Origin of the sequence: Mycobacterium sp. M26, from assembly GCF_001494595.1 — a bacterium.
In the GTDB taxonomy this organism is placed as follows: Bacteria; Actinomycetota; Actinomycetes; order Mycobacteriales; family Mycobacteriaceae; genus Mycobacterium.
Genome location: NZ_LN929908.1, coordinates 406,931 through 429,587 on the forward strand (window position 1 = coordinate 406,931; position 22,657 = coordinate 429,587).

Consider the following 22,657-nt stretch of genomic DNA (forward strand, 5'->3'; position numbering starts at 1 on the left):
ACGTTGTTCGCAGACGTGCCGTGTTCACGGCGGTCGATAACGAGGGAGACGGGCTGTTGGGCGAGACGACCCACGAACCGGGTGCTGCGCACCTGGTTCCGGCGATCGCCCCGCCGCGTCCGAATGCGCGCGCGATAACCGACCTGCTGCGGCTGATGCCGTATCTGCTGCCGTACCGCGCCCGCTGGATCGCGATGATCATCGTCGCCATCACCAGCCTGGGCGCCACCGTGGCGATCCCGCTGATGACCAAGGCGGTCATCGACGGGCCGGTGCGCCATCAGGATCAGCGGGGCCTGTGGGTGGTCGGCGCGGCCGCGGTGGCCGTCGGGATCTCCGAAGCCGTGCTGTGGTTCATCCGGCGCTGGCTGGTGGGCCGGGCCACCATGGGCGTGGAGGCCGATATCCGCAAGGACCTCTACGCCCGGCTGCAGGTGCTGCCGATGTCCTTCCACGGCCAATGGCAGTCCGGCCAGTTGCTGTCGCGAATCATGAACGACCTGAGCACGATTCGCCGGCTGCTGTCGTTCGGGCTGGTGTTCCTGATGCTCAACATCCTGCAGATCACCGTCGTCACCGCGATCCTGCTGGCGATGTACTGGCCGCTGGGCGTGGTGGTGCTGGTCTCGATCGTGCCGATCACCCTGATCGTGCTGCACTTCGAACGCACCTTCACCCGGTTGTCGCGGCTGGCGCAGGATCAAGCGGGCCACGTCGCCACCCATGTCGAGGAGTCCGCCCTGGGGTTGCGAGCGGTCAAGTCGTTCGGGCGCGAGGACTACGTCTATGACCGCTTCGACGAGCAGGCCGGCGAGCTCTACGACACCCAGATCAAGAAGGTCGCGGTATCGGCGCGGTTCTGGACGATGCTCGAAGTCATCCCGAACCTCACGCTCATCGTCGTGCTCGGGTTCGGGGCCTACGCCGCCGGCCACGGGCTGGTCACGATGGGCACGCTGGTCGCCTTCATCACGATGATGCTGTCGCTGGTGTGGCCGATCGCCTCGCTGGGCTTCCTGCTGTCGATGACGCAGGAGTCGATGACGGCGGCCAACCGGATCGCGGAGATCTTCGACGCACCCCGCGAGATCGCCGACGGCGGGCGTGCGGAGGCACCGCGCGGCGGCCGGCTGGAACTGATCGATGTGGGGTTCCGCTTCCCCGCGGCGGCGGGGAACGATGGCCTGAGCCCGGATTCCGACGAGTGGGCGCTGCGGCATGTCACCGTGACCGTCGAGCCGGGGGAGACCCTGGCGCTGGTCGGTGCCACCGGCTCGGGCAAGTCGGTGCTGGCCGCGCTGCTGCCGCGGCTCTACGACGTCACCGAGGGGTCGATCCGGGTCGACGGCACCGATATCCGCGATCTGTCGCTGTCGGCGCTGCGGTCAGTGGTGGCCACCGCGTTCGAGGACCCGACCCTGTTCTCGATGTCGGTGGCCGAGAACCTGGCGCTGGGCCGGTCGCCGGATAACCCGGTGACCGACCAGGAGCTGGCCCGCGCCATCGAGGTGGCCGCCGCCGAGTTCGTCTACGACCTGCCGTTCGGGTTGCAGACCCGCATCGGTGAGCAGGGCATGAGCCTGTCCGGCGGTCAGCGGCAACGCCTTTCACTGGCCCGGGCGATCCTGGCCGCGCCGCGCATCCTGGTGCTCGACGACACCCTGTCGGCCCTCGACGTGCACACCGAGGCGGTGGTCACCGAGGCGCTGCGCCGGGTGCTGGCCGGGGTGACCGGAGTGGTGGTGGCGCACCGCGCGTCGACGGTCCTGCTGGCCGACAAGGTGGCGCTGCTCGATCAGGGCACCATCACCCATATCGGCACCCACGCTGAGCTTCTCGCGACCGTACCGCGCTACCGCTACCTGCTGGCCGCCGACGACGAACTCGACGACGGCTGCGAACCGCGGGCGCCGTGGGAGGACGACGACGAACGTCAGCGGCTCGATCATTCCTACGACGAGTCGTGCGAGGAGCGCGAATCCACCCGCCGCCCAGTCGATTACGCCGCGTTCGAGGGGGGTCAGCGATGACCGCCACCGAATGGCGCGGCAAGCTCGACGAGGAGCCCGACGACCTGCCGATCGACGAGGCGGTGCCCCGCCGGCGGGAGGCCCGGGCGCTGCTCGGTTCGCTGCTGCGTCCCTTCCGCCTCACCGTCGGGTTGCTGGCTCTGGTGGTGGTCGTGGAAAACGCTGCCCGGCTGTCGGTTCCGCTGCTGGTGCAGCGCGGCATCGACCACGCGATACCGCCACTGCTGGACGGCGGCTCGGCGCGCGAACTGATCCTCGTTGTCGCGACGCTGTGCGGTGTCGTGGTGCTGCAAGCGGTGAGCAGGCTGATCTTCCTAAACCGCTCAGGGCGCATCGGGCAGCGGATGCTGCTCGAGGTACGCCGCCGGGTGTTCCGGCACTTCCAGCGCCTCGACGTCGCGTTCCACGACCGCTACACGTCAGGGCGGGTGGTCAGCAGGCTGACCAATGACGTCGAAGCCATCCAGGACATGCTGGAGACCGGGTTCGACAGCCTGGTCACCGCGGTGCTCACCCTGTTCGGCACCGCGATTCTGCTTGTCGCCCTTGATGTTCGGCTCGGGCTGATGTGTCTGGCGGCGTTTCCGATCCTGGTGATCCTGGTGTGGTGGTTCTCGGCGGAGTCGGCCAAGACCTACCGCAAGGTGCGCGAGAGCGCGGCCCTGGTGATCGTTCAGTTCGTCGAGACGATGACCGGGATCAAGGCCGTCCAGGCCTACCGCCGCGAGCCCCGCAACCAGGAGATCTTCGACGACGTCGCCGATCAGTACCGTGAGGTCAACGAGCGCACCTTCCGGCTGCTGGCCATCTTCATGCCGGGCGTCAAGCTCGTCGGCAACCTGACCACCGGTGTGGTGCTGCTCTACGGCGGCTACCGGGTGCTGCACGGTGAGATGACGATCGGCACGCTGACGGCCTTCCTGCTGTACCTGCGGATGTTCTTCGAACCCATGCAGGAGATCTCGCAGTTCTTCAACACCTTCCAGTCGGCGTCCTCGGCTTTGGAGAAGCTCGCCGGTGTGCTGGCCGAGAAGCCGGGTATCGCCGACCCCGCCGACCCGGTGCGCCTGCAGGACGTGCGCGGTGAGGTGGCGCTGCGCGACGTGCAGTTCAGCTACGTCGCCGATCGCCCGGTGCTCCCGGGACTGAACCTGACGATCCCGGCGGGGCAGACCGTCGCGCTGGTGGGTACCACCGGTGCAGGCAAGACCACCATCGCCAAGCTGATCGCCCGGTTCTACGACCCCACCTCGGGGTCGGTGACCCTCGACGGAGTCGACCTGCGCCACGTCGCGCAGAGCGACCTGCGCCGCCACGTGGTGATGGTGACGCAGGAGAACTTCCTGTTCTCCGGCACCGTCGCCGACAACATCCGGTTCGGCCGGCCCGATGCGTCCGACGAGGAGGTGCGGGCCGCCGCGGCCGCGGTGGGGGCGGACGGCTTCATCGAGGCGCTGCCCGACGGTTACGGCAGCGACGTCGCCAAACGCGGCGGCCGGTTGTCGGCCGGGCAGCGCCAACTCATCGCCTTCGCCCGCGCGTTCCTGGCCGACCCGGCGGTGTTGATCCTCGATGAGGCGACGTCCTCGCTCGACATTCCCAGCGAGCGTCTGGTGCAGCGGGCGCTGCGCACGGTGCTGGCCGACCGGACCGCGCTGATCATCGCCCACCGGTTGTCGACCGTGGAGGTCGCCGACCGGGTGCTGGTTCTCGAACACGGCCGGATCCTCGAGGACGGCCCGCCCGCCGAGCTGATCGGCGACGGGCAGGGCCGCTATGCCGCGCTGCACCGGGCCTGGATCGAATCGCTGGCTTAGCGTGTCGAACGTCGAGTTGTTGGCGTTGCGCCGGTGATTTCTCGACAACAAGTCGACGTTCAGGGCAGGCCCCATCCGCCAAGCGTTACACCGTCCGGCTCTCCAATGGCAGGCCGGCGCCGGTCCAGTCCTCCTTGCCGCCTTCATAGGCGAACACGTTGCGGTAGCCGAGTTTGGTGAGCTGCTCGGCGGCGATACGCGAGTTGTTGCAGCTCGGCCCCGAGCAGTAGGTGATCACGGTGGCATGCGGATCGGGCACCAGTTCAGCTGCCCGAGAGGCGATGTCGTCGAGCGGGAGATTCTGCGCACCGGGCAGGTGGCCGGCGTCGTAGTAGGCCGGGGGCAGTGCTTCGAGGACGACGGTGCCCTCCTGGCTCAGGCGGGTCTGGAGCTCGGTGCGGGTGATCACGTTCATGGAATTGGCCTTTCAGTGGATTTATGTGCGTGCGCACACAATATACGTGCGTGTGCACGCACATGCAAGACGCTATGCTGCTGCGGTGACCCGCAGGAAAGGCAAGGACGACGACCTGGTCGGCATCTGGTCCGCCATGCTGCGGCTGCATGCCGCCCTAGTGCCCGTCATCGACACCGAGCTGGCGAAAGCGACGGGGACACCGCTGGGCTGGTACGACGTGCTGCTGGAACTCAATGCCGCGCCTGACCAGCGGATGACGATGACGGAGCTGGGTGCGGCGGCCGTCCTCAGCCGCAGTCGCGTCAGCCGCGTGGTCGACGAGCTCGAGGCGGTGGGTTGCGTGCGTCGGGTGCAGAATCCCGGTGACCGGAGATCGTCCTATGCCGAGCTCACCGAGCAGGGGCGGACCGTGTTCCGCAGGGCGGCGCCCGTCTACCTCGACCTGATCCGCGCCCACCTGGGCGCGCTGCTCGGTGCCGACGAGGCCGCCGGGTTGCGTACCACGCTGGAACGCGCGCTGGCCAAACTCGATGCGGTGCCCGCCGAACCGCTGACTCAGCCGGGCAGGCCGATGCGCCGGTAGCGATCCAGCCGTGCCGCGTACCGGTCACCGGCAGGCTGCGCCCGCAGCGCGTACAGCTCGCGGGCGATCGCCGTGCCCAGCCGTCGGGCGAACTCGGTGGGCTCGTCGGCGGCGTCGGGATGCTCGGGCACAATCTGGTCGACGATGCCGTTGCGCAGCAGATCCGCGGACCGAATACCTTGGGCGTCAGCCAGTTCCGGCGCATGGTCGGTATCGCGGAACACGATGGCGCTGGCGCCCTCCGGTGGAAGTGGCGCCAGCCAGCCGTGCTGGGCGGCCAGCACCCGGTCGGCGGGCACCATCGCCAGCGCCGGTCCGCCGCTGCCCTGACCGAGCAGTACCGACACCGTCGGGGTGTTCAGGGTGACCAGGTCGGACAGGCAGCGGGCGATCTCCCCGGCCAGGCCGTTCTGCTCGGCGTCGGCCGACAGCGCCGGGCCGGCGGTGTCGATCACCAAAACCAGCGGCAGTTGTAGCCCGGCGGCCAGGGCCATGCCGCGGCGGGCTTCGGCGAGTGCCGCGGGGCCGACACGGAGGGCAGGAGCGGAGCGACCCGGGAAAAGAGCGCTGCCACCGGTGACGCGTCGCTGGCCGACCACCACAGCGGGTTGGCCGCCGAAACGGGCCAGCGCCAGCACCGTCGAGGCCGCTTCGCCGTGCGTCCCGGACAGCAACACCCGGTCGGTGGCACCGGTCCGCAGCAACCAGCTCACCCCCGGCCGGTCGGGCCGCCGCGAGGCGACGACGGAATCCCAGGCCGGCACGTCCGGGATCGGCTCGGCCGGCAGCGGGTCCGGCGGCGCACCGGGGATGTCGGTGATGACGCTCAAGGCCCGGTCCAGGGTGGGACGCAGGACGTCGATGCCGACCACCCCGTCGATGACGCCGTGACGCAGCAGGTTCTCGGCGGTCTGCACGCCGGCGGGGAACGGCTCGCCATAGAGATGCTCGTAGACCCTCGGCCCCAGGAAGCCGATCAGCGCCCCGGGTTGCGCGACGGTGATGTGGCCCAGCGACCCCCAGGAGGCGAACACCCCACCGGTGGTCGGATGGCGCAGGTAGACGAGATAGGGCAGGTGCGCCTGCTTGTGCCGGGTGACCGCGGCGGCGATCTTGACCATCTGCAGGAACGCGACCGTACCCTCCTGCATCCGGGTGCCCCCCGAGCTGGGCGAAGCCAGCAGCGGCAACTTCTCGGCGGTCGCCCGCTCGACCGCGGCAGTGATCCGCTCGGCGGCGGCCACCCCGATCGATCCGGCCAGAAAGTCGAACTCGCAGGCCACGACGGCCACCCGGCGGCCGAAGATGGTGCCCTCGCCGGTGAGCACCGATTCGTCGAGCCCGGTGGCGGCGCGGGCCCGGGCCAGCTCAGCCGCATAGTCCTCGTCAGCGCCTATCGCCAGCGGCGCGACATCCCAGCTGCGGAACGACCCGGCGTCAAGAACGGCGTCGCGCAGTTGGGCAGCCCCGATGCGGCTCACCAGACGAGGTTAACGGGCCAGTAGGCTGGCTTTCATGATCGGAGTCAACCGCGTCGGGGATGTCACGACCATCGAGCTGCAGCGCCCGGAACGGCGCAATGCGCTCAACTCCGAGCTGGCCGACTCGCTACGGGAGGCCGTGGAGAAGGCCGCCGCCGACGATGTGCGGGCCATCGTCATCACCGGTCAGGGCACCGTCTTCTGCGCGGGCGCCGATCTGTCGGGCGATGTGTTCGCCGCGGACTTCCCGGACAAGGCGATCGCGCTCAACAAGGCCATCGACGCCGTACCGATGCCGGTGATCGGTGCGATCAACGGTCCGGCCATCGGCGCCGGTGTGCAGCTGGCCATGATCTGCGACCTGCGGGTCGTCGCCCCCGAGGCCTACTTCCAATTCCCGATCGCCAAATACGGCCTGGCCCTGGACAACTGGAGTGTGCGCCGGCTGAGCTCACTGGCCGGCTACGGCCGGGCCCGCGCCATGCTGCTGGCCGCTGAGCGCCTGGACGCCCAGACCGCACTGATGACCGGGATGGCCAACCGGATCGGCGACCTGGCCGACGCGCAGGCCTGGGCGGCCGAGATCGCCGGGTTCGCGCCGCTGTCACTGCAGGCGTCCAAGCGGGTGCTCAACGACGACGGCGCCTACGAGGACCAGGGTCCGCTGCACAAGGAGCTGTTCGACAAGGCGTGGGGGAGCCAGGACGTGATCGAGGCCCAGGTGGCGCGCATCGAGAAGCGTGCCCCGAAGTTCCACGGAGCATAGGAGCACACATGCTGAGGGCGGCGCTGCGACTGGCCGCCGGGACCGCATCGCTGGCCACCGGCGGGTGGATTCTGCGCGCGCTCAACGACGCGCCCGCCTCCCTGGGTGCCGGGCCGGGTGTCATCGGATCGGTCGCCGGGCGTTCGCCGCACTACCGCGACGGGATCTTCCACAATATGGAGCCCGCCTCGCCGCTGCGGCTGGACGCCGAGGAGAACCGGCTGGTCCTGTTCGACATGCTGTCGAGCCGCTCACCCAGCCGTCCGCAGGCCCCGATCCCGCTGGACGACCCGGTGGCGCCGGCCCCTTCCGAACCGCTGGCGGTCAGCTGGCTGGGCCACTCCACCGCCCTGCTGGAAATCGACGGCTACCGGGTGCTCACCGACCCGATCTGGAGCGAGCGGTGTTCGCCGTCGCGCACCGTCGGCCCGCAGCGACTGCACCCGGTGCCCACACCCCTGGAAGCGCTGCCCGCCCTGGACGCGGTGGTGGTCAGCCACGACCACTACGACCACCTCGACATGGACACCGCGCTGGCGCTCACCCGTACCCAGCGGGCACCCTTCGTGGTGCCGCTCGGCGTCGGCGCCCACCTGCGGCAGTGGGGCATCCCGGCCGACCGGGTGATCGAACTGGACTGGAACGAAGAGACCCGCATCGGTGAACTCACCCTGGTGTGCACCCCGGCCCGGCACTTCTCCGGCCGATTCCTGACCCGCAACACCACGTTGTGGTCGTCGTGGGCCATCATCGGGCCCCGTCACCGCGCCTACTTCGGCGGTGACACCGGCTATACCCGCAGCTTCGCCGACATCGGTGCCGCCCACGGCCCCTTCGACCTCACCCTCATGCCGATCGGGGCCTACAACAAGTCCTGGCCCGACATTCACATGAACCCGGAGGAGGCGGTGCAGGCGCACCGCGATGTCACCGACGCCGGCCTGCTCGTCCCGGTGCACTGGTGCACGTTCCGGCTTGCGCCGCACCCGTGGGCCGAACCGGTCGAGCGGCTGCTCACCGCCGCCGACGCCGCCGGTGTCGAGGTGGCGATCCCCAGGCCCGGTGGGCGGGTGGTCAGCACGACGTCACCGGCGATAGACCGATGGTGGCGGGCCTGACGCACTACGGTGCAAGCCATGACCGCTCTGGCAAGACGTGCCGCGATCGTCGTCCTGTTGGCCACCCTCACCGCGTGCAGCAGCAGCCCCAAGCCTGAACCCGGCAAAGTCGCCTCCGACGTCCCCCCGCCACTGGTGCCCGCGATGGCGCTGCCGGACAACGCCGTCGACAACGCGGTCGCCAAGCTGGACGGGATCGCGCAGGACCTGCTGAAGTCCTCCGGCATCCCGGGCCTGGCCGTGGCCGTGGTCCACGGTGGGAAGACGGTGTATGCCAAGGGATTTGGTGTCAAAGACATCACCAAGCCGGCTGATGACCCGGCCAACAAGGTGGATCCCGACACGGTGTTCCAGCTGGCATCGGTATCCAAGTCGATCGGGTCGACGGTGGTGGCGCATCAGGTCGGGACCAAGGCGATCACCTGGGACACCCCGGTGGTCGACAAACTGCCGTGGTTCGCGCTCTCGGATCCCGCGGTCACCAAGATGGTGGCCATCAGCGATCTGTACTCGCACCGCTCCGGTCTGCCGGACCACGCCGGTGACAAGCTCGAGGATCTCGGCTACGACCGGCGCTACGTCCTGGAGAAGCTGCGCCAGTACCCGCTCGATCCGTTCCGGATCTCCTACGCCTACACCAACTTCGGGCTCACCGCCGCCGCCGAGGCAGTCGCCGTCTCGGTGGGCAAGTCCTGGGAGGACCTCAGCGAGGAGGTGCTCTACCGCCCGCTGGGCATGACCTCGACCAGTTCCCGGTTCGCCGATTTCGAGGCCCGTACCAACAAGGCGCTGGGCCATATCCGCATCGACAACCGCTACGAGCCGCGCTACAAGCGCGATCCGGACCCCGAATCACCGGCGGGCGGGGTCAGCTCCTCGGTCAACGATATGACGCACTGGCTGGCCATGGTGCTGGCCAACGGCAGCTACAACGGCCAGCAGATCGTCGAATCCGACGCGCTGCTGCCCGCCCTGACACCGCAGATCGTCTCCAGCCCGCCCAGTGAACCGGCCATGCGGTCCGGCTTCTACGGCTACGGCTTCAACGTGGGCACCACCTCGGCGGCGCGCACCCAGATCAGTCACTCCGGCGCCTTCGAACTCGGGACGGGAACCAACTTCCTGATCATTCCGTCGGCCGATGTCGCCATCGTCGCGCTGACCAATGCCACCCCGCGTGGTGTACCGGAAACCCTGACCGCCGAGTTCGCCGACCTCGTCCAGTTCGGTGAGGTCCGCGAGGACTGGCGCAAGCTGTACGGTGACGCCTTCGCCCAGATGGACCAGCCGGTGGGATCGCTGTCCGGCAAGCAGCCGCCGACCAACGCCGCGCCAGCCAAACCGCTGGCCAGCTACGTCGGCACCTACGCCAACGCGTTCTGGGGCCCGGCCACCGTCGCCGAGAAGGACGGCAAGCTCACCGTCGCGCTCGGACCCAAGGGCCAAACCTTCGAGCTCACGCACTGGGACGGTGACGTCTTCGCGCTGAGCTTCGTCGACGAGAACTCGCCGCCCGGAAGCGCTTCCGCGGCCCGCTTCGACGGGGACAAGCTGACGCTGGAGTACTACGACGACGAGAAGATGGGGACATTCACCAAATGACCGTCAGCACTGCCGCCGGCCTGAGCGACGCCGATGTCGCCGCCCGCGTCGCCGAGGGGAAAACCAACGACGTCCCGAGCCGGGCGTCGCGCAGCGTCCGCGAGATCGTCCGAGCCAACGTCTTCACCCGCATCAACGCGATCCTGGGTGTCCTGCTGCTGATCGTGCTGGCCACTGGATCGCTGATCAACGGGCTGTTCGGCCTGCTCATCATCGCGAACAGCGGCATCGGCATCATCCAGGAATTGCGGGCCAAGAAGACCCTGGACAACCTGGCTATCGTCGGGCAGGCCAAACCCACCGTGCGGCGTCAGTCGGGCACAAAACCGTTGGCGCCCAACGAAGTCGTCCTCGACGACGTCATCGAACTCGGTCCCGGCGACCAGATCGTGGTCGACGGTGAACTGCTCGAGGCATCGACCCTGGAGATCGACGAGTCGCTGCTGACCGGAGAGGCCGACCCGATCCCCAAGGACGTCGGCGCCGCGGTGATGTCGGGCAGTTTCGTCGTCGCGGGCACCGGCGCCTACCGGGCAACCAAGGTCGGCCGGGAAGCCTATGCCGCCCGACTGGCCGAGGAGGCCAGCAAGTTCACCCTGGTGAAGTCCGAACTGCGTACGGGCATCAACAAGATTCTGCAGTTCATCACCTACCTGCTGTGGCCGGCCGGACTGCTGACGATCTACACCCAGCTGTTCACCACCGGAGTCGGCTGGCGGGAGTCGGTGCTGCGGATGGTCGGCGCGCTGGTGCCGATGGTTCCCGAAGGCCTGGTGCTGATGACCTCGATCGCGTTCGCGGTCGGGGTGATCCGGCTGGGCCGACGGCAGTGCCTGGTGCAGGAACTACCTGCCATCGAGGGCCTGGCCCGGGTGGACGTGGTGTGCGCGGACAAGACCGGAACTCTCACCGAGAACGGCATGCGGCTCTCCGATGTGGCGTCGGTCAGCACGGAGACCACCGGAGACCTCGTCGGGAAAGTCCTTGGCGCCCTTGTCGCCGACGACCCCAAACCCAACGCCAGCATGCAGGCCATCGGCGAGGCCTATCCCGACCCGCCGGGCTGGACCACCACGGCCACCGCACCGTTCAAGTCGGCCACCAAGTGGAGTGGCGCGTCCTACGGTGAGCACGGCAACTGGCTGATCGGCGCGCCCGACGTGCTGCTCGACCCGGACTCACCCGTGGCAGCCCAGGCTGAGGAGATCGGCTCGCGCGGTCTGCGGGTGCTGCTGCTCGGTTCCAGTGACGTGTCCGTCGACAGCCCGCAGGCGCCCGGTCACGTCACCCCCGTCGCATTGGTGGTCCTTGAGCAGCGGGTTCGCCCCGACGCCCGTGACACGCTGGAATACTTTGCCTCCCAGCATGTCTCGGTCAAGGTGATCTCCGGGGACAATGCGGTCTCGGTGGGTGCGGTGGCGGGCTCACTCGGGTTGGAGGGCGAGACCATGGACGCCCGCCACCTGCCCGCCGAACCCGACGAGCTGGCCGACACCATGCAGGAGTACACCACCTTCGGCCGGGTGCGGCCCGACCAGAAGCGGGCCATGGTGCACGCCCTGCAGTCCCGCGACCACACCGTCGCGATGACCGGCGACGGCGTCAACGACGTCCTGGCACTCAAGGACGCCGACATCGGTGTCGCGATGGGATCGGGCAGCCCGGCATCCCGTGCGGTCGCGCAGATCGTGTTGCTGGACAACAAGTTCGCCACCCTGCCCTACGTGGTGGGGGAGGGCAGGCGGGTGATCGGCAACATCGAGCGGGTGTCGAACCTGTTCCTCACCAAGACGGTGTACTCGGTGCTGCTGGCGCTGCTCGTCGGGCTGGCGGGGTTGTCGTCCAAGCTGTTCGGCACCGACCCGCTGCTCTATCCCTTCCAGCCGATCCACGTCACCATCGCGGCCTGGTTCACCATCGGCATCCCGGCCTTCATCCTGTCGCTGGCGCCCAACAACGAACGGGCCCACACCGGGTTCGTGCGCCGGGTGATGACCTCGGCACTGCCGTCGGGTGTGGTGATCGGACTGGCGACGTTCGTCTCCTACGTGATCGCCTACCGCGACAGCGCCACCGTCGAACAGCAGACCCAGGCCTCCACCGGCGCACTGATCACCCTGCTGATCAGTGCGGTGTGGGTGCTGGCCGTGGTCGCCCGGCCATACCAGTGGTGGCGCGTGGCCCTCGTCGCGGTCTCTGGACTGGCGTACGTGGTGATCTTTGCCATACCGCTGGCCCGTAAGGCGTTCATGCTCGATCCGTCCAACCTGGCGATCACCTCGACCGCGATAGGGATCGGCCTGCTCGCGGCGGGAATCATCGAGGCGCTGTGGTGGATTCAGGGCCGGGTACTGGGCGAATCCCGGATTTTGTGGCGATCCGGGAATAGCGTGCAAGATTGACCAGGGGTACCCCCTGGCGATGGATGAAAGGGTTGACCGATGGGATTCCTCGACAAAGCCAAGGAAGTCTTGAGCGAGAATGCCGACAAGGTGGAGGCGGCGATCGACAAGGCCGGCGACATCATCGACGAGAAGACTCAGGGCAAGTTCAAAGAGGCCGTCGACAAGGTCCAGGAGACCGCGAAGAGCGCTGTCGACAATACCGCCGAGGCGGCCAAGAACGTGACCGACAAGGGAAACCAGCAGACCTGACAGATGGCGAAACTCTCCGTATCCGTAGACGTTCCGTTACCGCCCGAGCAAGCCTGGCAGCACGCCTCTGATCTGTCCCGGTACAAGGAATGGCTGACCATTCACCGGGTCTGGCGCTCCAAGCTGCCGGACACCCTCGACAAGGGCACCGTGGTGGAGTCCATCGTCGAGGTCAAGGGCATGCCCAACCGGGTGAAGTGGACCATCGTGCACTTCAAGCCGCCGGAGGCGATGACCCTCAACGGAGCCGGTGTCGGGGGAGTCAAGGTCAAACTGATCGGCAAGGTCGCACCGCATGCGAAGGACGCCGACTCCTCGGTGGTCACCATGGATGTCCACCTGGGCGGCCCGGCGCTGTTCGGGCCGATCGGCATGCTGGTGGCCGGTGCCCTGCGCGGCGACATCAAGGAGTCGCTGGACCGGTTCGTAACGGTCTTCGCGCCGTCCTAGCGGCCGGCCCGGATCACCCGGTGCGGGCTCGGGTGCGGGTGCACCCGGTTGACCGGATGGCGTGCCGGGGTCGGTGCCGGCTGCGGGCGGGCGCCGGTCTCGAGGAAGCGTCTGTCGAGGTTGGCGATGAGGTCCTGGACAGCCCTGCGCTCGCGTTCGGCGGTGCGGATCATCCCGCCGATGCGGCGGGCCTGGGTCTGCTCGCCACGGCGCTGGGAGCGCCCTGCGCTCGCGTTCGGCGGTGCGGATCATCCCGCCGATGCGGCGGGCCTGGGTCTGCTCGCCACGGCGCTGGTAGCGCTCCAGGGCTGCACCGTAGGTCAACAGGTCGGCGTCGAGCTCCTCACACTGGGCCAGCAACATCTCCCGCAGGTGCTGCGCCTGCTGGCGATTCGCCGACTCGGAAAGGGGTTCGACGTGTCCGTCGCGGCTCCTCAGTGGGGTCACGCGCGAACTGTATCGGACGTTTCTGACGCCCGCGCAGCGGGCGGAAACCGTTGTGCCAGCACCACCTTCCGTTCACCAACCTGTCGCTGTCTTGTCATCCAGATCACCTTTCGACAGTTGCGCAAACGCCCCCTCGCGTTCGATGATGTCCGGCGTGAACCGTGCCGAAGAGCAGCGCCAGATGGCACAGGTGCTGGCGCGCCTCACCGACGAGTTCCCCTACATGCCCGACCACGTGATCACCGAGACCGTGGACGCCGCCCACCGCCGCTTCGAGGGTGCCCGGATCAGGGAGTTCGTGCCGCTGTTCGTGGAGCGCTACTGCCGCTCTGAGTTCGCCCAGCAGCCCGTCGTGGAGATCTCCGCCTGACCGGCTAGGGCATGACCGGTTAGGGCAATGGAGCCGACCACACCAGCCGCGTCCCGCCGCCGGGCTGCGGTGTGATGGTGAACTGGCCGCCGCAGTCGTGGGCGCGAGCGGCCAGGTTGGCCAGTCCGCTGCGGGTGATGTCCTCGCTGATGCCGATGCCGTCGTCGGTCACGGCGATCGTGAGGTCGTCGTCGACGGTTACCGAAACCGTCGCCGACCGGGCGGCCGCGTGGCGCACCACGTTCGACACCGCCTCCCGGACCACCGCCTCGGCGTGATCGGCCAGCGCCGCGTCGACCACCGACAGCGGCCCGCTGATGTGCACCGCCGGACGCACCGCCGAATCCACCGTCATCCGGGTGACGGCCTGCTCGATGCGCTGGCGCAACCGGGTCACCGACCCGCCGTGCAGGTCAAAGATCGCGGTCCGGATCTCCTGGACCACTTCCTGCAGGTCGTCGAGTGCCCCCGTCACGCGCCGGGTCCCGTCCTCGGCGTCGGCGCTCAGGGCGCCCTGCAGGGACAGGCCCACCGCGAACAGGCGCTGGATCACGTGGTCGTGCAGGTCGCGGGCGATCCGGTCGCGGTCGGTGAGCACGTCCAGTTCGCGCATCCGGCGCTGGGCGTTGGCCAGGTGCAGTGCCAGACCGGCCTGCGACGCGTACGCCCCGGCCATATCGAGTTCGTGTTCGGTGAAGTGTCTGCCCGCCGGTGCCACGCAGACCAGCACCCCGGTGGCGGCGTTGGGCTCACACACCGGCAGCACGAGCGCCGAGCCGCAGTCCTCGCCGAGATCATGGAAATCGTTGACCCGCAGGGCGATACAGTCGGAAAACGCCAGCCCGACGGTGGTCCCGGCCCTGGCCAGGTGCCGGCCCAGCAGGTCGTCGCGGGTGGATTGAGTGATCACCAGATCGCCGGACTCGTCGGGCATGGCGCAGAAGCTGTACTCGCTGCCGGTCAGCGCCATCGCCTTCGCGGTGATCTCGTGGTGCACGGTCTCGGGGTCCTGACCGGCCAGCAGCTGGGTGCTGATGTCGCGGGTGGCCTCGATCCACAGCTGCTGGGTGTTGGCCGACTGGTAGAGCCGGGCGTTGTCGATGGCGATACCGGCCGCACCGGCCAGGGCCAGCACCAGCAATTCGTCGGCCTCGGTGAAGGGGGCGCCGTCGGCCTTCTCGGTCAGGTACAGGTTGCCGAACACCTGCTCGCGGATCCGGATCGGAACACCCAGGAAGCTGCGCATGGGCGGATGGTTGGCCGGAAAGCCGATCGACGACGGATGCTGGGAAAGATCCTCGACGCGAATGACTTTCGGGCTGTTCAGTAGCACGCCCAGCATGCCGTGCCCGGTGGGCAGCGGCCCGATCTTCTCCGCGGTGGGCTGGTCGATGCCCTCGAACACGAACCGCTCCAGCACCGGCTGGGGGTCGGTGCCGATCACGCCGAGCGCGCCGTAGCGGGCATGGACCAGTCCCATCGCGGTGTGCACGATGGTGTGCAGCTTGCGTTCGAGCTCCAGGCCCGAGGAGACGGCCAGCATCGCATCGACCAGGCCGTCGCGGACATCGGTGTCAAACATCGCTGTGACGCAACGTCTCTGCGGCGAACAAGGCGGCCTGAGTGCGTCCGCTCAGACCCAGTTTGGTCAGCAACCGGGACACGTAGTTCTTGACGGTCTTCTCCGCCAGGAACATCCGCTGTCCGATCTCGCGGTTGGTCAGACCCTCACCTAGCAGTTGCAGCAGGGTGCGTTCGGTGGCCGACAGGTCCCGCAGCCGCTCGTCCTGCTCGGTGTCGCGGCGCAGTCGCGACATCAGGACCGCGGCGGCACGGTTGTCCAGCAACGACTTTCCCGATCCGACCGCTTTGATCGCCTGGGCGAGTTCCATCCCGCGGATGTCTTTGACCACGTAGCCGCTGGCGCCGGCCAGGATCGCGTCCAGCATGGTCTGCTCGTCGGTGAACGAGGTGAGGATCAGGCAGCGCAGTTGGTCGTGGCTGGCGAGCAGTTCCCGGCACAGGTCGATTCCGCTGCCGTCGGGTAACCGGATGTCGAGTACGGCAACATCGGGACGGGCGGCCGGAATCCGGGACAGGGATTCGGCGACGGTGCCGGCTTCACCCACCACGCTGAGATCGGGATCGCTGCCGAGGAGTTCGGCCAGACCGCGTCGCACCACTTCGTGGTCGTCGACCAGGAACACCTTGATCACACCGCAGTAGAGCCTGAAAGCGTCCCCGCCGGGTAGGGACTTTGGTCCTGAAATCACCTGACCAACGCCAGCTCAGAAGGGGTCCAAGACTCCTGGCGGGCAGGACCCCCGGGCAGGGATTGTCGTTACCGACATGGCCACCGTGGCCGGCGCGAGCGGGGAGGACGACATGGTGCACAGCCCCGCAGCAGCCGGCGAGATCGTCGTCGGCGTCGACGGCTCGGCATCGTCGAACGCCGCGGTCCGCTGGGCCGCCGCCCAGGCCGGTCGCCGCCATGTCGCCCTGCGCCTGGTGCACGTCGCCGCTGCCCCATCGGTCACCAACGTGATGCTCCCGGTGCCGACCGAGTTCGAGGAGTGGCAGGACACCCAGGCTCGCGAAGTCCTGCGCGAGGCCACCGAGTTGGTCGCCCAGGTGGGTGCCGAAACCGGTTCTCCGGCAAGAATTTCAGACACCGACATCTATCACGCCGCACCGGTGCCCACTTTGATCGACCTGTCCAAGGGCGCCGAACTGATCGTCGTGGGCAGCCGCGGGATGGGCGCCTTCCGGCGCACCCTGCTCGGCTCGGCCAGCACCGGGCTGCTCCATCATGCGCACTGCCCGGTAGCGGTGATCCACGACGGCCCGACACCGGCGCCGCACCTGCCCGTCGTCGTCGGCGTCGACGGGTCGCCCGCCTCGGTGGAGGCCGTCACCTTCGCGTTCGCCGAAGCGTCCCGGCTGGGGGTGGACCTGGTGGCCGTGCATGCCTGGAGCGACGACAGCCTGTTCGCGGTTCCCGGGGTGGACTGGGCCGCGGTCGTGGTCGCCGAGGAAGAAGTGTTGTCACAGCGGTTGGCCGGGATGGCGCAGGACTATCCCGACGTGACCGTGCATCGCGTGGTGGTGCGCGATCAGCCCGCGCGGTACCTGGCCGAGCAGGCTCAGGGCGCGCAGCTGCTGGTCGTGGGCAGTCACGGTCGGGGCGGATTCGCCGGGATGTTGCTCGGCTCCGTCAGCGCCGCGCTGGCCCACACCGTCACCATCCCCCTAGTTGTCGCGCGTCGTTACTAGCACCCCACGGCGCGCGCCTTGAGCCGGCGGACGGAGTTCTCCCCCGTCCGCCGGCTCGCTCTTTCTAGACTGCGTCGGTGACCGCCAACTACGAGTGTCGCGTCGATAGCGGGGCCGTCGACGCCGTCGACTTCCACACCCACGTCGAGATCGACGCCGCCGGCCACTGCGCCTACGATGCCGAGCTGGCCGGCGCCACCGGGCGCTACTTCAAGCTCGGCGACGACTACTTCAACCGAGTCGACGACCTCGCCGCGCTCTACCGCGCGAACAACACCGCCGCGGTGGTGTTCACCGTCGACGCGCACACGGTCTCCGGGCACCAGCCCAACTCGGTCGAGGACCTGATCGAGGGGGCCGCGCGCAACAACGACATCCTGATCCCGTTCGGCACCGTCGACCCGTGGGACGACACCGCCGTGGCCCGGGTGCACACACAGATCAGCCTGGGCGCCAAGGGTTTCAAGTTCCACCCCAGCCTGCAGGCCTTCGAACCCAACGACCGCCGGTTCTATCCGATCTACGAGGCGATCACCGCTGCCGGGGTGCCGGCGCTGTTCCACACCGGCCAGACCGGGCTGGGTTCGGCGCTGCCCGGCGGGCACGGGATCAAACTGCGTTACTCCGATCCGATGCTGCTCGACGACGTCGCCGCCGACTTCCCGGAGCTGACCGTGGTGATGGCGCATCCGGCGGTGCCGTGGGTGGACGCGCAGATCGCGGTCGCCTCACATAAGGCCAACGTGTACGTCGATCTGTCCGGCTGGTCGCCGAAGTACTTCCCGCCGCAGCTGGTGCACGCCATCGGCAGGCAGCTGCGTACCAAGGCACTGTTCGGCACCGACCACCCCTACATCTCGCTGGAGCGCTGGCGGCGCGACTTCGATGCCCTCGGCGTCGACCCGGAGGTGCTGTCGCTGATCCTGAAGGACAACGCCGTGCGGGTGCTGGGGCTCTGACCGGTCAACCCGTCCAGTGCGTCGGGGTGATTCTGCCGGGCTGTGAGGCCCGCTGGCCCTTGCGCATGGTGTCGATCAACTCGCGGTAGGGCCCGACCAGGTAGGCAGTGTCGCCGGCGACCAGCTGGGTCTCGCGGCGCGGGTGCAGCCGCACCGGTGAACCGTCGCGTTCGATGGCGATCACCCGGGTCTGGGTGGAGAGCTCGAACATCCGGATGCCGTCGAGTTCGCTGTCGGGCAGCACCCGCACACCGCCCACCATGAAGGATCGCTGGCCCACCGAGAAGGTGCCCAGCACGTCGAGGCCCATTGCCGCGCCGATGAACCACGGGGTGGCCAGGTCGACGGTGGAGCGCACGTAGCCGAAACCGAACCGGTGGCCGACCGCGGAGCCCAGCGCCCGGTCGTAGATGCGCAGCACGATGGGAACGTCGGGACGGTGCAGCTCCGGTGCGGTGCGCGGCCCGAGCATCTCGCGCAGCACGATGCCGGTCTCGATGTTGACCATGTCGTCCTGGGTCAGCACGGCGATGGCGCGGGCGTCGTCGAGACGGGCGGCCTCCAGCGTCTGGCGCAGGGTGGCGTCGCCGAAGATCACCGGCAGTTCGAGCTCGTCAGCGGCGGCCAGGTAACGGTTGTCCTCATTGCGTTCGATCACTGCGACGTCGTGCCCGGCGGCCTTGAGGACGCTGGCGACCCGGATACCGAACGAGCCCAGTCCGACGATGACGACGTGGCGGTGCAGGTGCCGGATCTTCTGCCGGCTGGCCGACTGGGACAGCCGCCGGGACAGCAGCACGTCGGCGACGAAGGCGACCACGATGGCCGTGGTGGCCACGCCGGCGAACATCATCAGCACGCCCCACAACCGCAACCAGTCGGGTTGATCGAGGAAGTTGAAGTCGCCGTAGCCCACCGTGGCGATGGTCTCGGCGGAGAAGTACAGCGCGTCGATCCAGTCCATCCCGGGCTGCTGATAGGCGAAGCGCAGCATGATCGTCGAGCCGATCAACAACATCGCCGACACCGCCAGCGCCCGGTAGAACATCGGGTTCAGGTCGTCGCGGAAAGCCCGTACCGCGTCGGCGATCCGGACGACCAGCGGCCGTTCCCGGGGCGCCGAGGGAATCGGCTTGGCGATCTTGATGCCTCGCTCGGTCAGCTCGTCGGCCGTGCCGATCATCGCCGTCCAGTCGCCGGGATGCACCCGCTCGTCGCGGCCCGGGCAGGCGATCACCTCGCCCGGGTGCTCGGAATGCTCGCCGCGGATGATGGCCACCGGTGCCAGGTCGCCGTACATCGTTCGCAGCGTGTCCTCATGGTCGGCGGTCGCGCCGGAGACGACGAAGTCGATGCCGGCCGCGGTAATCGTGTGGGTGGTGCGCTCCAGCAGCGCCTCGACCACCGACGGTGCGGCCAGATCGGCGATGTCCAGGACGGCGCCGGGGCCGTTGTCGTCGGACATGGCCTTGCGCAGCACGGTGTTGGCGAGCCGGGTGACGACCCGCACCCGGGGGTTGGCCTGCCGGGCCAGCAGCGCGATCTCCAGGTTCAGCGCATCGTCGTCGTCGGCACAGATGATTGCGTCGGCGGTACCGATCCCGGCAGCCTCCAGGCCGTCGGGGGACTGCAGGGTGACCACGCTGAGCTCGGCATTGTTCAGCTCGTCGATGATCCGCATCGCGAGCGCATCGTCCCCGCAAACGATGGTGTGGCCGTGCATGGGGAAACGCTACTTCGGAAACCTTCGCGATGACGGGTCAAGATGAGGGATGCCCAATTCTTCGCGTCCCTACGTCAAGGCGTGTATCAACGGCGCCCGCACCCCCGACCAGCACCCCGGTCTCCCGGTCAGTCCGCAGCAGCTTGCCGACGCCGCCCTGGCCGCACACCGAGCCGGTGCCCAGGCCGTCCACCTGCACCCCAAGACCGCCGACGGGGTGGACTCGCTGCTTGCCGACACCGTCGGGCCCGCCGTCACCGCGGTCCGGCACGCCGTCCCGGGCCTGCCGCTGGGGGTGACGACGGGTTTCTGGGCGCTGCCGGACCCTGACGCGCGGCTGGCTGCCGTCCGGTCCTGGGAGGTGCTGCCGGACTTCGCGTCGGTGAACTGGCATGAGCCCGGCTCCGAGGAACTGGCCGAGTTACTGCTCAGCCGGGGATTGGGGGTGGAGGTCGGTATCTTCCACGCCGAGGCCGCGCAGGCGTGGGCGCGTTCGGAGGTGGCGCCGCACTGCATGCGGGTGATGATCGAACTGCAGGCCGACGGCGACACCGAGACCGCCGACGACCTGCTGGCGCGGATCCGCCGTGCCGGGTCACCGGCGCCGGTGCTGCTACACGGGCTCGACGACAGCTGCTGGCCGCTGCTGCGTCATGCCGGTGTGCGCGGACTCCAGACCCGCATCGGTCTGGAGGACACCGTGCATCTGCCGGACGGGTCGCTGGCGCCGGGCAATGCCGAACTGGTCGAGGCCGCCGTGCAGATCCTCGGCGAGATCAGGAACTGAGCGCGAAGTCGGCGAAGTCGAAGCCGGGGACCACGACGCAGCTGACCAGAGTCGCCTCGTCGTCGCGGGGCTCGGCGCGCTGCCAGTAGCCCGGTGGCACCAGAATCTGCGGCTGCTGCCCGGCGGTGATGTCGGGACCCAGCACATACGTTGTGGCACTGTCCTGTTCGCGGCCGATCTCCAGCAGCAGCGGGCTGCCGCGGTGGTAGAACCACAGCTCGGCGCTGCGCACGGTGTGCCAGGCCGACTGCTGCCCGGGCAGCAGCACGAACAGGATCGCGGTGCCGGCATTGCGGGGTCCGGTGTAGTCCGGCGGAAGCACGGACTCGCCGAGAACCAGATCGCTGCGCCATGTCTCGCTGAAGAAGCCGCCCTCGGGATGGGGAGCCATATCGAGCTGCCGAACCCAGTCGGGGAGTTCCGTCATATGCCGTCCTCGGTCGATGTGTGCACCCAGCGTAGAGATAAATCGGTTGCCCGCGAGGACCTTCCCTGGCTAGCGTGGCGGACGTTCAGCTGACCCAGTCATGGAAAGGACGGTCCTCGTCGTGGATCTGTGCATCGGCCCCGTGCTCGCTGCCCACCACTACGGAGACTTATGCCTACCGAATCTGCCATCACACTGATCGATCTCGGTTTCGTCTGGCCGGACGGAACCATCGCGCTTGACCATCTCAGCGCCACCTTCCCCACCGGGAGTACCGGCCTGGTCGGCGACAACGGCAGCGGCAAATCCACCCTGTTGCGGCTCATCGCCGGGGAGCTGGTGCCGTCCACCGGCCGGATCGTCACCGCCGGCGACGTCGGCTATCTCCCGCAGACCGTGACGCTGAACGTAGAGACCAGGATCGCCGAGGTGCTCGGTGTCGCCGACAAGCTCGATGCGCTGCGCGCCATCGAGGCCGGCAGCGCCGAGGAGCGGCATTTCGACGTGCTCGGGGACGACTGGGATGTCGAAGACCGCGCCGGGGAAGCGCTGGCGGCCATCGGATTCGGCGTCGAGGCACTGGATCGCACCGTCGGGCAGGTGTCCGGCGGTGAGGCCATGTTGGTGGCGATCACCGCGCTGCGAATGAGCCGGGCCTCGATCACCCTGCTCGATGAGCCGACCAACAACCTGGACCGCGATGCGCGCGGGCGATTGTCGGCCCTACTGGCTGACTGGCCGGGAACGGTGGTGGTCGTCAGCCATGACGTCGACCTACTGGACCGGCTGGATAACACCGCCGAGCTGTACGACCACCACCTGAGCACCTACGGCGGCCCGTACCGCCAGTGGCGCAGCCACCTCGAGCGTGAACAGGCCGCCGCCGCGCAGGCCGTCGCCGCGGCCGAGCACACCATGCGCGTGGAGAAACGGCAGCGCGTCGAGGCCGAAACCAAGCTGGCTCGGCGAAACCGCAAGGCACAGAAGGACTTCACCAACAAGCGGGCACCCAAGATTGTGATGAACACCTGGGCGATGTCCGCCGAGGTGGCGGCGGGCAAGCTGCGCGCCAACCTCGACGCCAAGGTGTCGGCCGCACAGGACGCGCTGCAGGCGGCTGAGGCTCGGGTGCGCGCCGACGAGCACATCCGCATCGACCTGCCCGATCCTGAGGTCTCGGCCCGCCGTCGCATCGCCGAATTACCCGGTGCCGATGAGCCTTTCGTGGTGCAGGGGCCGGAGCGGATCGCCATCGTGGGGCCCAACGGCATCGGCAAGACCGCGCTGCTGGAGGACCTGATGGCCGGGCGTGCCGGCCGGCTGCTGACCGACCGGGTGGGCTATCTGCGCCAGCGCCTCGACGGGCTGGACGACGCGGCCGGCGTGCTCGACACCGTCAGCGCGGTGGCTCCCGGCCTCGATCCGGCGCTGGTGCGCACCCGGCTGGCCCGCTTTCTGCTGCGCGGTGACGCGGTCCACCGCCCGGTGTCCGCACTGTCGGGTGGCGAGCGGTTCCGGGTCGCGCTGGCCCGTCTGCTGCTGGCCGACCCGGCGCCGCAGCTGGTGATCCTCGACGAACCGACCAACAATCTGGACATCAGCAGTGTCGACCAGCTCGTCGACGCGGTGCGCGCCTACCGGGGGGCCGTGCTGGTGGTCAGCCACGACGACGACTTCCTGGGCCGGCTCGACCTGAGCAGGAGGCTGGCCATGCGGATGCCGGGCGTGCTGACCGCGGCGGGTTAGGGTCTG

At 68.6% G+C, this 22,657-nt stretch carries 21 protein-coding genes; 14 read left to right on the forward strand and 7 right to left on the reverse strand.

Annotation, left to right across the window (positions count from 1 at the left end; all coding sequences use genetic code 11):
- The first annotated feature begins 56 nt into the window (after positions 1-56).
- Together BN3385_RS11445 and BN3385_RS11450 are read left to right on the forward strand one after the other, a co-directional pair.
- Complete coding sequence (locus BN3385_RS11445; protein ID WP_059021821.1) at positions 57-2,030, forward strand: ABC transporter ATP-binding protein; 1,974 nt, start codon at positions 57-59, stop codon at positions 2,028-2,030.
- Entirely contained in the window at positions 2,027-3,847 is a 1,821-nt protein-coding gene (locus BN3385_RS11450) for an ABC transporter ATP-binding protein (RefSeq protein WP_059016899.1), read from the forward strand. The genes BN3385_RS11445 and BN3385_RS11450 overlap by 4 nt, the downstream gene beginning before the upstream one ends.
- Positions 3,848-3,932: 85 nt before the next feature.
- Here BN3385_RS11450 and BN3385_RS11455 read toward each other — a convergent pair whose 3' ends face one another.
- Positions 3,933-4,262: a rhodanese-like domain-containing protein gene (locus BN3385_RS11455; RefSeq protein ID WP_059016900.1), complete on the reverse strand. Its 330-nt coding sequence runs from the start codon at positions 4,260-4,262 to the stop codon at positions 3,933-3,935.
- 85 nt (positions 4,263-4,347) lie between these two features.
- On the opposite strand from BN3385_RS11455, the gene BN3385_RS11460 reads away from it, so the two are divergent.
- On the forward strand, positions 4,348-4,848 hold the full coding sequence (locus tag BN3385_RS11460; RefSeq protein ID WP_197415196.1) for a MarR family winged helix-turn-helix transcriptional regulator: 501 nt from the start codon (positions 4,348-4,350) through the stop codon (positions 4,846-4,848).
- Here BN3385_RS11460 and BN3385_RS11465 read toward each other — a convergent pair.
- Entirely contained in the window at positions 4,821-6,329 is a 1,509-nt protein-coding gene (locus BN3385_RS11465) for an acetyl-coenzyme A carboxylase carboxyl transferase subunits beta/alpha (protein ID WP_059016901.1), read from the reverse strand. The genes BN3385_RS11460 and BN3385_RS11465 overlap by 28 nt on opposite strands.
- A gap of 34 nt (positions 6,330-6,363) precedes the next feature.
- On the opposite strand from BN3385_RS11465, the gene BN3385_RS11470 reads away from it, so the two are divergent.
- Genes BN3385_RS11470 through BN3385_RS11495 form a run of 6 tightly spaced genes read left to right on the forward strand, consistent with a single transcriptional unit; the run spans position 6,364 to position 12,919 of the window.
- Positions 6,364-7,095: an enoyl-CoA hydratase gene (locus tag BN3385_RS11470; protein WP_059016902.1), complete on the forward strand. Its 732-nt coding sequence runs from the start codon at positions 6,364-6,366 to the stop codon at positions 7,093-7,095.
- Between the two features lie 8 nt (positions 7,096-7,103).
- A complete protein-coding gene (locus tag BN3385_RS11475) occupies positions 7,104-8,213 on the forward strand; it encodes an MBL fold metallo-hydrolase (protein WP_059016903.1) in 1,110 nt (369 codons plus the stop codon).
- 18 nt (positions 8,214-8,231) lie between these two features.
- Positions 8,232-9,815, forward strand: coding sequence for a serine hydrolase (locus tag BN3385_RS11480; RefSeq protein WP_059016904.1), 1,584 nt, complete (start codon positions 8,232-8,234; stop codon positions 9,813-9,815).
- Entirely contained in the window at positions 9,812-12,217 is a 2,406-nt protein-coding gene (locus BN3385_RS11485; RefSeq protein ID WP_059016905.1) for an HAD-IC family P-type ATPase, read from the forward strand. Before BN3385_RS11480 ends, BN3385_RS11485 begins: the two co-directional genes overlap by 4 nt.
- Before the next feature lie 39 nt (positions 12,218-12,256).
- The gene (locus BN3385_RS11490; protein ID WP_059016906.1) at positions 12,257-12,469 is read left to right on the forward strand and encodes an antitoxin; all 213 of its coding nucleotides are present in this window, start codon (positions 12,257-12,259) and stop codon (positions 12,467-12,469) included.
- Positions 12,470-12,472: 3 nt separating this feature from the next.
- Positions 12,473-12,919, forward strand: a complete 447-nt coding sequence (locus BN3385_RS11495) for a type II toxin-antitoxin system Rv0910 family toxin (RefSeq protein ID WP_059016907.1) — start codon at positions 12,473-12,475, stop codon at positions 12,917-12,919.
- Here BN3385_RS11495 and BN3385_RS28105 read toward each other — a convergent pair.
- The gene (locus BN3385_RS28105) at positions 12,916-13,092 is read right to left on the reverse strand and encodes a hypothetical protein (protein WP_156432723.1); all 177 of its coding nucleotides are present in this window, start codon (positions 13,090-13,092) and stop codon (positions 12,916-12,918) included. The genes BN3385_RS11495 and BN3385_RS28105 overlap by 4 nt on opposite strands.
- Positions 13,093-13,511: 419 nt before the next feature.
- Between BN3385_RS28105 and BN3385_RS11500 the strand changes: the two genes are divergently transcribed.
- The gene (locus BN3385_RS11500; protein ID WP_231748716.1) at positions 13,512-13,736 is read left to right on the forward strand and encodes a three-helix bundle dimerization domain-containing protein; all 225 of its coding nucleotides are present in this window, start codon (positions 13,512-13,514) and stop codon (positions 13,734-13,736) included.
- Positions 13,737-13,755: 19 nt separating this feature from the next.
- Here the strand turns inward: BN3385_RS11500 and BN3385_RS11505 are convergent, their stop codons facing one another.
- The gene (locus BN3385_RS11505; protein WP_059016909.1) at positions 13,756-15,318 is read right to left on the reverse strand and encodes a GAF domain-containing sensor histidine kinase; all 1,563 of its coding nucleotides are present in this window, start codon (positions 15,316-15,318) and stop codon (positions 13,756-13,758) included.
- Positions 15,311-15,952, reverse strand: a complete 642-nt coding sequence (locus tag BN3385_RS11510; RefSeq protein WP_059016910.1) for a response regulator transcription factor — start codon at positions 15,950-15,952, stop codon at positions 15,311-15,313. The genes BN3385_RS11505 and BN3385_RS11510 overlap by 8 nt, the downstream gene beginning before the upstream one ends.
- Before the next feature lie 169 nt (positions 15,953-16,121).
- On the opposite strand from BN3385_RS11510, the gene BN3385_RS11515 reads away from it, so the two are divergent.
- Together BN3385_RS11515 and BN3385_RS11520 are read left to right on the forward strand one after the other, a co-directional pair.
- Positions 16,122-17,009, forward strand: coding sequence for a universal stress protein (locus tag BN3385_RS11515; RefSeq protein ID WP_059021825.1), 888 nt, complete (start codon positions 16,122-16,124; stop codon positions 17,007-17,009).
- Between the two features lie 77 nt (positions 17,010-17,086).
- Positions 17,087-17,968: an amidohydrolase family protein gene (locus BN3385_RS11520; RefSeq protein ID WP_059016911.1), complete on the forward strand. Its 882-nt coding sequence runs from the start codon at positions 17,087-17,089 to the stop codon at positions 17,966-17,968.
- A gap of 4 nt (positions 17,969-17,972) precedes the next feature.
- Here the strand turns inward: BN3385_RS11520 and BN3385_RS11525 are convergent, their stop codons facing one another.
- Positions 17,973-19,691 (reverse strand): potassium channel family protein, encoded by a 1,719-nt coding sequence (locus BN3385_RS11525; protein WP_059016912.1) that lies wholly within the window; start codon positions 19,689-19,691, stop codon positions 17,973-17,975.
- A gap of 49 nt (positions 19,692-19,740) precedes the next feature.
- On the opposite strand from BN3385_RS11525, the gene BN3385_RS11530 reads away from it, so the two are divergent.
- Entirely contained in the window at positions 19,741-20,478 is a 738-nt protein-coding gene (locus BN3385_RS11530) for a 3-keto-5-aminohexanoate cleavage protein (RefSeq protein ID WP_059016913.1), read from the forward strand.
- Here the strand turns inward: BN3385_RS11530 and BN3385_RS11535 are convergent.
- Positions 20,468-20,905 (reverse strand): cupin domain-containing protein, encoded by a 438-nt coding sequence (locus tag BN3385_RS11535; protein WP_059016914.1) that lies wholly within the window; start codon positions 20,903-20,905, stop codon positions 20,468-20,470. The two genes, BN3385_RS11530 and BN3385_RS11535, sit on opposite strands and share 11 nt — an antisense overlap.
- Before the next feature lie 171 nt (positions 20,906-21,076).
- Here BN3385_RS11535 and BN3385_RS11540 point away from each other — a divergent pair, with 171 nt between their 5' ends.
- Complete coding sequence (locus BN3385_RS11540; protein WP_059016915.1) at positions 21,077-22,651, forward strand: ABC-F family ATP-binding cassette domain-containing protein; 1,575 nt, start codon at positions 21,077-21,079, stop codon at positions 22,649-22,651.
- Positions 22,652-22,657 lie beyond the last annotated feature (6 nt).